The organism is Thioalkalivibrio sp., from assembly GCF_041685615.1.
Taxonomy (GTDB): Bacteria; Pseudomonadota; Gammaproteobacteria; order Ectothiorhodospirales; family Ectothiorhodospiraceae; genus Thioalkalivibrio.
Window position 1 is genome coordinate 25,668 of sequence record NZ_JAWLFK010000025.1, and the last position, 11,713, is coordinate 37,380.

At 65.7% G+C, this 11,713-nt stretch carries 8 protein-coding genes and 2 pseudogenes; 4 read left to right on the top strand and 6 right to left on the bottom strand.

Annotated elements, in window-relative coordinates; all coding sequences use genetic code 11:
• Positions 1-90: 90 nt before the first annotated feature.
• Positions 91-2,535 carry an EAL domain-containing protein gene (locus ACESLR_RS06865; RefSeq protein WP_373024728.1) on the top strand — a complete coding sequence of 815 codons (2,445 nt, stop codon included), beginning with the start codon at positions 91-93 and terminating at the stop codon, positions 2,533-2,535.
• Positions 2,536-2,646: 111 nt separating this feature from the next.
• Positions 2,647-3,438, top strand: a complete 792-nt coding sequence (locus tag ACESLR_RS06870; protein WP_373024726.1) for a ferredoxin--NADP reductase — start codon at positions 2,647-2,649, stop codon at positions 3,436-3,438.
• A gap of 12 nt (positions 3,439-3,450) precedes the next feature.
• On the opposite strand, the gene ACESLR_RS06875 is transcribed toward ACESLR_RS06870, so the two are convergent.
• Together ACESLR_RS06875 and ACESLR_RS06880 are read right to left on the bottom strand one after the other, a co-directional pair.
• Positions 3,451-4,056: a DNA-J related domain-containing protein gene (locus ACESLR_RS06875; RefSeq protein WP_373024725.1), complete on the bottom strand. Its 606-nt coding sequence runs from the start codon at positions 4,054-4,056 to the stop codon at positions 3,451-3,453.
• Entirely contained in the window at positions 4,053-4,463 is a 411-nt protein-coding gene (locus ACESLR_RS06880; protein ID WP_373024724.1) for a YchJ family protein, read from the bottom strand. The genes ACESLR_RS06875 and ACESLR_RS06880 overlap by 4 nt, the downstream gene beginning before the upstream one ends.
• A 129-nt stretch (positions 4,464-4,592) precedes the next feature.
• On the opposite strand from ACESLR_RS06880, the gene ACESLR_RS06885 reads away from it, so the two are divergent.
• Complete coding sequence (locus tag ACESLR_RS06885) at positions 4,593-5,438, top strand: SDR family oxidoreductase (RefSeq protein WP_373024723.1); 846 nt, start codon at positions 4,593-4,595, stop codon at positions 5,436-5,438.
• A 426-nt stretch (positions 5,439-5,864) separates the two neighbouring features.
• Here ACESLR_RS06885 and ACESLR_RS06890 read toward each other — a convergent pair whose 3' ends face one another.
• The 3 genes and pseudogenes from ACESLR_RS06890 to ACESLR_RS06900 all read right to left on the bottom strand — a co-directional run bounded on the left by ACESLR_RS06890 (position 5,865) and on the right by ACESLR_RS06900 (position 8,131).
• Entirely contained in the window at positions 5,865-6,272 is a 408-nt protein-coding gene (locus ACESLR_RS06890) for a CBS domain-containing protein (protein ID WP_373024722.1), read from the bottom strand.
• Entirely contained in the window at positions 6,269-6,619 is a 351-nt protein-coding gene (locus tag ACESLR_RS06895) for a P-II family nitrogen regulator (protein ID WP_373024721.1), read from the bottom strand. The genes ACESLR_RS06890 and ACESLR_RS06895 overlap by 4 nt, the downstream gene beginning before the upstream one ends.
• A gap of 4 nt (positions 6,620-6,623) precedes the next feature.
• Positions 6,624-8,131 (bottom strand): annotated as a pseudogene (locus ACESLR_RS06900) (DUF1538 domain-containing protein).
• Positions 8,132-8,618: 487 nt separating this feature from the next.
• On the opposite strand from ACESLR_RS06900, the gene ACESLR_RS06905 reads away from it, so the two are divergent.
• Positions 8,619-11,396 carry a valine--tRNA ligase gene (locus tag ACESLR_RS06905; protein ID WP_373066893.1) on the top strand — a complete coding sequence of 926 codons (2,778 nt, stop codon included), beginning with the start codon at positions 8,619-8,621 and terminating at the stop codon, positions 11,394-11,396.
• A 235-nt stretch (positions 11,397-11,631) separates the two neighbouring features.
• Here the strand turns inward: ACESLR_RS06905 and ACESLR_RS06910 are convergent.
• Positions 11,632-11,713: pseudogene (locus tag ACESLR_RS06910) on the bottom strand (YdcF family protein); the annotation flags it as partial.

Consider the following 11,713-nt stretch of genomic DNA (forward strand, 5'->3'; position numbering starts at 1 on the left):
CCGGTTGCCAGCACTGACGCGACCGGCGACACTCGAACGCCGAAACGCACCCCGACGGGCCCGCCCGAAAAAAGGATCCATCCCGCCGCCATGCCCGATCACCCGGACAGCACGCGCTATCAGCGGATCTTCGAACAGGCACCCGAGGCCCACTTGGTCCTGGACCGCCAGGGCGCGATCATCTCGGTCAACCAGGCCGCCTGCGAACTGCTGGGCTATTCCCGGGACGAGTTGACCGGCGGCGTGCATATCACCGACCTGGACCTGGAGGCCACCGAGGACGACGTGGAGCAGACCCATTCGGACCCGGAAAACCGGCTTCCTGCCCACTTCGAGAGCCGCTACCGCCGGCGCGACGGCAGCGAGTTCCCCGCCGACGTCCACATCAACGCGATCCGCACCGACGGCGAGATCGAGGTCTTCACGACGCTCCGCGACATCACCCGCGAGCGCCAGTCCGAGCAGAACCTCAAGCGCCTTGAGACCCGGCTGGGGGCGACCATCCGCCACGCTCCGCTGATCCTGTTCGCTCTGGATGCCGAAGGCCGCTTCACGCTCTCCGACGGAGCCGGCCTCCGAGTTCTGGGACTGGAGCCAGGCGAGGTCCTCGGCCGTGATGCCCGGGAAGTCTACGCCGACCAGCCCGCCGTCATCGCCGCCGTGGAACGCGCGCTCCGGGGCGAGAACTTCGACCAAGAGATCCGTATTCGTGACACCCACCTCCGTGTCTCGTGGATGCCGCTGGCCGACGAGGAATCCGGGCGCCCCGGGGTTCTCGGCATCGCCTGGGACATCACCTCGCTGCGGGCGGCCGAGGCCGCCACCGGGGCCGAGCGCGACCGCCTGCTGACCACGCTGCAATCGATCAGTGACGGTGTTATCACCACGGACACCCAGGGGTGCCTGACCTACCTCAACCCGGCGGCCCAGACCCTGCTGGGGATCGATGCCACCAGTGCCCAGGGCCTTCGGGTGGACGAACTCCTGGAGCTGGAGGACACACGCACCGGGATCAGCGTGCAGCACCCGGTGGAGCAGTGCCTGGAACTCGGCGCGACAACGGAATCACCCGAGCACATCCTGCATCGCGCCGACGGCGGGATCCGCGTGGTCCGCATGCTCGCCTCGCCACTGCAACGCCCGAACCGGGCGGCCCAGGGCGTGGTGGTCGTGCTGCACGACCACACCGAGCTGTGGCAGATGACCCAGCAACTCAACCATCAGGCAACCCATGACGACCTGACCGGGCTGTGCAACCGCCGCGAGTTCGAACGCCGGCTGGGAGAAGCCCTGCGCACCTTCCAGGAGGGCCAGACCCCGCACGCCGTGTTCTACATGGACCTCGACCAGTTCAAGATCATCAACGACACCTGCGGACACCAGGCGGGCGACGCGTTGCTGCGCGAGCTCTCCGAACGCCTGCTCCACCTGATCCGCGAGAACGACACCCTGGCGCGACTGGGTGGCGACGAATTCGGCGTGCTGCTGTGCCACTGCCCGCCGGAACGCGCGGAAGCAATCGCGCACCGGATACTGGAGGCCGTTCAGGCCCTGCGTTTCACCTGGGAGGGCCGGCGCTTCGACGTAGGGGTCAGCATCGGCCTGGTGCCGATCGCCGGACCGGCGCACACCGTGCCCGAGATCCTCAGCCAGGCGGACTCCGCCTGCTATGCCGCCAAGGAGGAAGGGCGCAACCGCATCTACGTCTGGCAGCCCACCGACCAGGCCCTGCGCCGCCGACGCGGGGAGATGGAATGGGTCGGCCGCATCCGCGCAGCGCTGGACGAAGGGCGCGTAGTACTGTTCGGCCAGGCGGTCCACCCGCTGGGACGCACCGATCCGGACCTGGCCCATGTCGAGGTGCTGATGCGCCTGCGCGACGAGGACGACCGGCTGATCCCGCCAGGCAGCTTCATCCCGGCCGCGGAACGCTACCACCTGATGCCGGATATCGATCGCCACGTCATCGATCACGCCTTCGCCATGCTGGCACGGCATCGCGCGGCGCACGGGGACAACGCCCGCTGGGATCCGACCGTCGCCATCAACCTCTCGGGCCAGTCGCTGGCCCAGGAGAACATGCTCGAATTCGTGACCGAGCGCCTCCAGCAGTACGCGATCCCGCCGCACTGCATCATCTTCGAGATCACCGAGACCGCGGCCATCAGCCACCACGAACGCGCCCAGAGCCTGATCCGCACCCTGCGCTACATGGGCTGTCGCTTCTCGCTGGACGATTTCGGCAGCGGGCTGTCGTCGTTCGGCTATCTGAAGAACCTGCCGGTGGACTTCATCAAGATCGACGGCAGCTTCGTGCGCGACATCACCCACAACGCGGTGGACTCCGCCATGGTCACGGCCATCCACCGGGTGGGCCACGTGCTCGGCCTGCGCACCATCGCCGAATGCGTGGAGTCGGAAGCCACCATGGAGCGCCTGCGCGAGATCGGGCTGGACTTCGTGCAGGGGTTCTACCTGTCGGAACCCGCCCCGCTGGAACAACACCTCATGCTCCTCGACAGCAACGCCCGCTGACGAGCGGCACCCCATTTCCGAGTGTTTTCCTTGGTTTTTGCCGGCGCTTTCGCACCCGGCACGTGGACTTGCTAGCGTATGGCCAAACAATAACTGGAAAACCACGCACTTATGCCGTATTCGGAAGAACGCATCACCTCGACCCGGCGCTGGTCAGACAAGACCTTCAGCTTCACCACCACGCGCCCGGAGGGGCTCGAGTTCAAGAACGGGCAGTTCGTGACCCTGGGGCTGCGCCCCGAGGGAAAGCTGATCCCGCGCGCCTACTCGATCGTCTCCGAACCCGAGGCCGAGGAACTGGAGTTCCTGAGCATCCATGTGCCGGACGGCTCGCTGACCAGCCGCCTGGCGCAGGTTGAACCGGGCGATTCGATCTGGATCAACACCAAGGTCACCGGCTCGCTCACCTTCGACTACGTGCAGCCGGGTCGCACCCTGTACATGCTGGCCACCGGCACGGGGCTCGCCCCGTTCATCTCGCTGATCCGCAGCCCGGAGCTGTTCGAGCACTTCGACAACGCCGTGCTGGTACACAGCGTGCGTACCGTCGAGGAACTGGCCTACCGCCAGGAGATCGAGTCGCGCATCAGCGACCGCCTGCGTTACGTGCCGACCGTGACCCGCGAGAACCACGACTTCGCCTGCCCGATCGCGCAGCAGCCGTATGACAACAACCAGCGCGGCGCCGACATGTTCCGCTCCGGCGAGCTGAGCCAGATCCTCGATCTGCCGCCCGCGGACCCGGAACACGACCGCGTGATGCTGTGCGGCAACCCGGCGATGAACCGCGAGATGAGCGAGTGGCTCACGGAGCATGGCTGGACCCAGACCAACTACAAGGGCGTGGGCACCTTCACCGTGGAACAGGCGTTCGTGACCACCATGTCCGACGCCGACGACTGATCCCCGGCGTGTTCACTCGCCGGTCAGCAGGACCCACCGGGCCGCGTTGATCCGCTGCAGTGTCGCCGTGTCCCCACCGCGGTCGGGGTGGTGGCGCTGCGCCATCCGGCGGTACTGGTGGCGGATGGTGTCCGCGTCCACCGGGTCCGCCAGTTCCAGCACCGCCAGGGCCTGCTCGCGCTGCTCGTCACGCCTCAGGCGCGACCAGAACTCGCCCAGAAGCGCCTCGACCGCCGCCGCATCCATGGTGTCCAGCCGCGTCGGATCGAGGTAATAGGCCCGCAAGGGATCGTGCGGGGCCGGGAAGCCGCCCGCCCGCGGGGCACCTGACACCGGCTCGATGCCGATATCCAGGCAATGAATCCGCAGCCACTCGCTCTGCCCCGCCAGGCGGTCGCGCAGTCGGTACAGGCAGTGGAACAACAGGAAGTGTGTCTGAAACAGGCTCAGTGGCTCCTGCAGCCGCGCCCCGGCAAACGGCTCCACCCCCGCGTCGCGCAACTGCGTGATCAGGGCGTGCTCGGTCAGCCCGTCCGGCCGGACGCGCAAGCACTCCAGCACCCGCTCCAGCAACGCCGGACTCACCGGCGATGCGACCGCATCCGCTGCGGCTGTCATGCCCCCGGAAATTCCCCGTCGACATAGACCCAGCGCCCGTCTTCGCGACGAAACCGGCTGCGCTCGTGCAGACGCACGCCCTGGCCGTGCAGCCTTGATCGCGCGACGAACTCGACCCAGCCTTCGACGTCATCCGGCCCGCCCGCCTCGGTCGCGCGGATCGCCAGTCCCAGCCAGCGCTGGTCCGGATCCAGCCCCAGCGATGCCGGTCGAGTCTCCGGGGCCCAGGTGGCCCGCAGATACTCCTCCCGCCCCTCGACGAAGGCTGCGTAACGTGACCGCATCAGCATCTCCGCCGTCAGCGCCGAGGCCGTTCCGTCCAGATACGGTCCGCAGCAGACCCTCCGGTCCCGCCCCGAGCCGCAGGCACACGTGGCGCTGCCTGTTGTCCGCCTGGCCTTGCCCAAGCCGCACCTCCCGTCGTCTGCGTCCCGCTCAGCATGCCCGACCCATCACGCTTGGTCGAACCCTCACCCCGGGACTGTTTTTTCACCGACGAAGCCCGTAGCGTGCGAAGCACGATCCTGGAGGGAACAATGACCAACATCCTGATCATGGGCTGCGGCGACCTCGGCTGCGCCGTCGGAGAAACGCTTGCTGTTGCGGGACATGCCGTCTGGGGCCTGCGCCGCCGGCCAGAACCCATCCCGAAGCCGATTCGGCCCCTGGCCGGAGACTTCGGTCTCGCGGACGGCATGCCGGAACTGCCGCCGGCGCTCGACACCGTCTATTTCATCGCCACTCCTGGCGAATTCACCGAGGCCGCCTACCGCCGCGCCTACATCGACGGCCTGCGCAACACCCTAAACGCCCTGGAACGCGCGCACCAACAACCAAGGCGCATCGTGTTCGTGTCCAGCACGTCGGTCTACGGGGCCGACGACGGGCGCTGGGTGGACGAGGACAGCCCCACCGAACCCATCCGGTTCTCCGGGTGCGCCCTGCGGGAAGCCGAGCAGGTGCTGGCCGACAGTCCGTTCCCCGGCGTGGTCGTACGCTTTGGCGGCATCTATGGGCCGGGCCGCGAGTACCACCTGCGCAAGGTGTGCGAGGACGTGCGTGGTCAGCACGCAGCGCCGGTCTGGACCAACCGCATCCACCGAGATGACTGCGTGGGGCTGCTGACCCATCTGTTCCACCTGGACAACGCCGAGCCGCTTTACCTGGCCGTCGATGACGAGCCGGCCCTGCGCCACGAACTGCTGGCCTGGCTGGCGCAGGCGATGGAGATCGACCCGCCCGGTACACCGCCGATGCCCGAGGGCGTGGTCTCCGGCAAGCGCTGCCGCAACAGGCGCCTGCATGCCAGTGGCTATCGCCTGCAGTATCCCGACTACCGCACCGGCTACCGCGCCCTGCTCGACCAGATCGCCACCACCTGAGGTGCTTCGTCGCCGCGCAATGGCTCGACCGAGTTCATCCTATGGTGGTTACCGTGCTTTAAGTTATGCAGCCTGCGTGGTCGTGGCTGGCCCCGGTTCATCATCGGTGGGCACGCGCCTTCGGCTGGCCACCTGCCTTGTTGTGGCTGGCCCGGGTTCGGCCTCCGGAAAAGTCGGTACGCTTCAGAACCGGGCGCGCTCGCATTTATGGACCAGAGCTTCGAACCCAAGAGCATCTTGTTCCGAGGGCCGCTCGCTCAACTGGTAAAACAGTGGACTCTTAATCCATTGGTTGTAGGTTCGATTCCTGCACGGCCCATTCTATTCCTGCCTTACTTCGTTCACCTCAGCTCTGTATGCCCGCAAGCGCGCAGTTTACCGGGGATGTGATGGGCCTCGTAGCGTCTCCTCTGTGCTGGACTTTTTTCACACCTCGCGGTCGATCCCCTTGAGGACCATGTCCGTATAGCTTATCAGGCCCACCACCTTGCGATTCTCGATCACCGGCGCACGAGCCAGACCAAAACGCTCGAACATGCGGGCGCAATAGCGAATGTCCATGTCGGGATCCACGCTCACCACCGGCTTCGACATCACCTCGTAGACATTCACCCGATCCGGCGACCGATCACGGGCAAGCACGTGCTTGGCGATGTCGGAGAGCAGGACGATGCCGTACTCGTCGTCTTCGTGACGCTTTTCCACGAGTATACTTTTGGTGTGGATGTCCCGCAGGCTTTCCAGTGCCTCGCGCACGGTGAGCATCCCGTCGACAATCGTGACCTCCGTCTTCATTACGTCGCGGACGCGTACGGGCGGTTGGCGTTCACTCATAGCTTTTCCTCCACGGTATGGCGAAGTTCACGTACCTGGCGGGATACCCCGACGGCATCTTCCACGTCCACCTGAAATGCAATGCCGGTGCCCGGCTTTTGCTCGAATTCGCCCGCCTCGGCAATTTGTTCCAGGATATGGCGTGCCAGGTGCTCCTCCACGACGAATAACAGTACATCGCGCTGAGTCTGTAACGAGAGTCCAAAGAAGGTGCGGGTGACCCGGGACCCTTCGCCTCGAGCCTGGTTGATGACCGTGGAGCCGGTTGCGCCATTTTCGCGCGCTACCTTCATCACGGCGTCGGTCTTGTCGTCCTCGACAAGGGCAATGATTAGTTTGAAATGCATCGGCTTATCTCCTTTCGGCCTGTTCGCGGGCCGCGCGACGACGTGCCTGCCACTGCCCGATCTGGGCGTAGGTCATGACCGTTATGATGGGAAAGAGACAAGTGGTGGCAATCATTCCGAAGCCGTCGATCAGCGGATCGCGTCCCGGTATGGTCGTGGCCAGGCCGAGGCCGAGTGCGGCCACGATAGGCACGGTGACCGTAGAAGTAGTGACACCACCGGAATCATAGGCCAACGGAATGATCGAGCGCGGCGCCCTGAAGGTCTGCAGGATTACCAGCGCATAGGCCGCCATGACAACATAGCCAAGCGGGATTCCGGTGACGATGCGCAGCGCCCCCACGGCGATCCCGATACCGGCTCCCAGCCCCACCGCCACGCGCAGGCCCCAGGCGGTCACCACGCCCCCCGAGACCTGGCTCGCCTTCATCGCTACCGCAATCAGCGCGGGCTCGGCGATCGCCGTGGCAAAGCCGATGGCCAGGGCGAAGAGATAGACCCAGTAGTAGTCGTGCCAGCGCAGGGTCTCGGCGGTGGCGTCGGTCATCCCGGTCAGGAAGGCCGGGTCGGTGAGCTGCTCCGCCATCAGTCGCCCGAGCGGAAACAGTGCCTTCTCCAGCCCGGCGAGAAAGAAGCCGAGTCCCAGCACGACGTAGACAAAGCCCAGTAGCACCCGGCCCGCATGCTGGACGCGCCTGCGCAGCACAAGGAACTGGAACACGAACAGGATCGCCGCAATGGGCAAGACGTCCCGCAGTGTGGACAGGAGGGTGGAAGACAGTTCATCCAGCATCGCGCTCATACCAGGATCCCGAAGGCAAGCACGAAGATGATCGGCATCACCGAGGCGAAGGCGATAATCCCGAAGCCATCCAGGATGGGGTTGCGCCCCTCGATACTGGAGGCGAGACCGACGCCCAGAGCGGTGATCAGGGGCACGGTGATGGTGGAGGTGGTCACACCACCCGCGTCGTACGCAATACCGACAATCGTGTCCGGCGCCAGCGGAGTGATCAGAATCACAATGACATAACCGCTGATGACGATGTGGTGCAGCGGCCACCCCTTGAGGATACGCAGCACTCCGAGCAATACCGCGCTTCCTACCGCCAGGGCAACCACGTAGCGCAGGGTCAGGGCATAGACGGCAACAGCGTCCTCGGTGTTATCGATAAGCCCACCCCGAGCCATGGTGGCCGCGGCCTCCCCGGCAACGGCCACCAGTGCCGGCTCTGCAATCGTGGTGCCGAAACCCAGGGCGAAGGCAAACGCGAACAGCCAGGAGGCACTGCCCTTGCAGGCGAAGGCATAGGCCATGGCCTCGCCCAGGGGAAACAGACCCATGTCCAGCCCGCGGATGAACAGGGTCAGGCCAACAATGATCATCAGGCCGCCCACGAGGATGGCCCCGACCTCCGGGATCGGCTGACGGACGACGAGCGCCTGGAAGAATCCGACGACCACCACGATGGGAAACAGATCCCGGAGGCTTCCGGCGAAAGGAGCCGTGATGGACCACAACACCCGTACCACTCACCTTCCCCTTGCTGTTGCGGCAACAAGTACCGGACGCGTTATCAGCCGGATGGCTCGCTCGACTCCGGCACGACGCCGGAACGGGCGGTACTGCACTGGGCGGCAAGGCCGGTTGCCACCGTCTCGCGCAGACTACCATCGCGCACCTCCCCTTTCGATAACGATGACATCGTCCCTGGAGCCCTCAACCTTGGCGTTGCTGCCGAAGCGGCGAATCCTGCGATTGAAATGGCACAAGCGGGATAGCCATTGGCCCGCCGTTCCCTCGCGGCGTGCAAGTGCCGGAAGATGACCTTTTACGACGCGACCCTGGAGCGCCAGGAAGTGCAGGCATGACGTGGTAGCACCCGCCCGGAGCCCTCCCCACAGCCCGCCATTCGCAAGGTACCCCCGGGCGACGCGCGCGCCGCGCCGTTATAATGCGCGGCTTTCCCCACACTCCGACCCGAGCGCGCCCGCGATCATGGACAAGAGCTTCGACCCGAAAAGCATCGAGCAGACCCAGTACGACCGCTGGGAGGCCGCGAACATCTTCGCACCGCCGGCAACGGGCGAAGCCAACTACTGCATCCTGCTGCCGCCACCGAACGTCACCGGCACGCTGCACATGGGGCACGCCTTCCAGCACACCCTGATGGACACCCTGATCCGCTACCGGCGCATGCACGGCGACCGCACCCTGTGGCAGGGCGGCACCGACCACGCAGGGATCGCCACCCAGATGGTGGTGGAACGCCAGCTGGGGGCCGCAGGCAAGAGCCGCCACGACCTCGGGCGCGAGGACTTCCTGAAGGCCGTGTGGGAGTGGAAACACGAATCCGGCGGCACCATCACCCGCCAGATGCGCCGCCTCGGCGACTCGGTGGACTGGTCGCGCGAGCGCTTCACCATGGACGACGGGCTGTCCGACGCGGTGCGCGAGGTCTTCGTGCGCCTGCATGAGGAGGGCCTGATCTATCGCGGCAAGCGCCTGGTCAACTGGGACCCGGTGCTGCACACCGCGCTGTCCGATCTCGAGGTGCTGTCGGAGGAAGAGGACGGCCACCTGTGGCACTTCCGCTACCCGCTGGTGGACGGTTCCGGGCACCTGACCGTCGCGACCACCCGCCCGGAAACCATGCTGGGCGACACCGCCGTCGCGGTGCATCCGGAGGACGAGCGCTACCAGGACCTGATCGGCAAGACGATCCGGCTGCCGCTGGTCGGGCGCGAGATCCCGATCATCGCCGACGACTATGTCGAGGCGGAGTTCGGCTCCGGCTGCGTGAAGATCACCCCGGCGCACGACTTCAACGACTACGCGATGGGGCAGCGCCATGACCTGCCGGTAATCAACATCCTGACCATCGACGCCTGCCTGAACGAGAACGTACCCGAGGCCTATCAGGGGCTGGACCGCTACGAGGCACGCAAGCGGGTGGTCGTAGATCTCGAGGCCGAAGGACTGCTCGAAAAGATCGACGACCACAAGCTGATGGTCCCGCGCGGCGATCGCTCCGGCACCGTGGTCGAGCCGTATCTGACCGACCAGTGGTATGTGAAGGCCGGGCCGCTGGCCGAACCGGCGATCCAGGCGGTGGAGGGCGGCCGCATCCGCTTCGTACCGGAGAACTGGTCGAAGACCTACTTCGAGTGGATGCGCAACATCGAGGACTGGTGCATCTCGCGCCAGATCTGGTGGGGCCACCGTATCCCGGCCTGGTACGACACCGAGGGCAGCGTGTATGTGGGCCGCGACGAGGCCGAAGTGCGCGAGAAGCACGGCCTGGGCGCAGACGTGGCCCTGGAACAGGACGAGGATGTACTCGACACCTGGTTTTCCTCGGCGCTGTGGCCGTTCTCCACCCTCGGCTGGCCGGAACAGACGCAGGAACTCAAGGACTTCTACCCGACCAGCGTGCTGGTCACCGGGTTCGACATCATCTTCTTCTGGGTCGCCCGCATGATCATGATGGGCGAGCATTTCATGGGCGACGTCCCCTTCCGCGAGGTCTACGTCACCGGCCTGATCCGCGACTCGGAAGGCCAGAAGATGTCCAAGTCCAAGGGCAACGTGATCGACCCGATCGATCTCATCGACGGCATCAGCGCCGACGAGCTTGTCGCCAAGCGCACCCAGGGCCTGATGCAACCGCAGATGGCCAAGAAGATCGAGAGGACCACGCGCAAGGCCTTCCCCGATGGCTTCCCCGCCTTCGGCACCGATGCCCTGCGCTTCACCCTGGCGGCGCTGGCTACCACCGGGCGCGACATCAAATTCGATCTCGGCCGCATCGAGGGCTACCGCAACTTCTGCAACAAGCTGTGGAACGCCTCGCGCTTCGTGCTGATGAACGTCGAGGGCCACGACTGTTCGGCGGCCACGGATACCGCGGAACACCGCACGCTGGCCGATCGCTGGATCCTCGACCGCCTGGCCACCACCGCCGCGACTGCCACGCAGCAGCTCGACGCCTACCGCTTCGACCTTGCCGCACAGACGCTCTACGAGTTTACCTGGCACGACTACTGCGACTGGTACCTGGAACTGACCAAGCCTGTCCTGAACGACCCGGCCACGCCGGAGGCGGTCAAGCGCGCCACGCGCAACACCCTGGTGACCGTGCTCGAGGCCCTGCTGCGCCTGCTGCACCCGGTGATGCCGTTCATCACCGAGGCCATCTGGACCAGCGTGAAACCGTATGCCGGCATCACGGACGACATCGAGTTCCTGGTGCAGCGCCCCTGGCCGGCGCGCGACAGCTTCCCGAACGATGCCACCGCCACCGCCGAACTCGACTGGGTGAAGGACTTTATCACCGGGCTGCGCCGCATCCGCGCAGAGATGGACATCGCCCCGGGCAAGCCGCTGCCGGTGCTTGTGAAGAACTGGAGCGACGCCGACCAGGAACGCTACACGCGACACCGCGGGCTGCTGGAATTCCTCGCCAAGCCCGAGAGCGTCACCTGGCTGGACGCGGCCGACGAGACCCCGGAATCGGCGATGGCCCTGATCGACGACATGCAGCTGCTGATTCCGCTGGCCGGGCTGATCGACAAGGACGCCGAACTGGCGCGCCTGGACAAGGAGATCGCCAAGCTCGACAAGAACCTCGAGCAAAGCGAGAAGCGGCTGGCCAACGCGAGCTTCGTCGACCGCGCCCCGGCCGACGTGGTGCAGAAGGAACGCGACCGCGTCGCCGAGATGCAGGCCACCCGCGACCAGCTGGCCGCCCAGCGCGAACGCATCCGCGCGATGTGAGGGCGCTGCTCACCACGCAGCGCACAAAGGAAACCGAAACCCTTTTCACCACAGAGAGCAGGGAGGGCACAGAGAAGGCAGAAACGGGCAACACCTGGAGTGGCGAATCCAGCAAGAGTCTGCGGACGTACTTAACGCCCCTGACCTTCTCCGTGTCCCCTGTGCCCTCCTGTGGTTCAAGTCGCTCTTGAATTTGCCCTGCTTCGTATCTTCGGGCGCTTCGTGGTAAATAACATCAGGTGATGCGTTCGAGCATGCCGCCGTGGCGGATTAGCCGCGCCAGCGTTCGGCCGGTGTGGTACCAGTGCAGCATCCAG

Coding starts and splice junctions, on each gene's coding strand:
- ACESLR_RS06865 (WP_373024728.1), top strand. CDS start 91: ATGCCCGATCACCCGGACAGCACGCGCTATCAGCGGATCTTCGAACAG.
- ACESLR_RS06870 (WP_373024726.1), top strand. CDS start 2,647: ATGCCGTATTCGGAAGAACGCATCACCTCGACCCGGCGCTGGTCAGAC.
- ACESLR_RS06875 (WP_373024725.1), bottom strand. CDS start 4,056: ATGACAGCCGCAGCGGATGCGGTCGCATCGCCGGTGAGTCCGGCGTTG.
- ACESLR_RS06885 (WP_373024723.1), top strand. CDS start 4,593: ATGACCAACATCCTGATCATGGGCTGCGGCGACCTCGGCTGCGCCGTC.
- ACESLR_RS06890 (WP_373024722.1), bottom strand. CDS start 6,272: ATGAGTGAACGCCAACCGCCCGTACGCGTCCGCGACGTAATGAAGACG.
- ACESLR_RS06895 (WP_373024721.1), bottom strand. CDS start 6,619: ATGCATTTCAAACTAATCATTGCCCTTGTCGAGGACGACAAGACCGAC.
- ACESLR_RS06905 (WP_373066893.1), top strand. CDS start 8,619: ATGGACAAGAGCTTCGACCCGAAAAGCATCGAGCAGACCCAGTACGAC.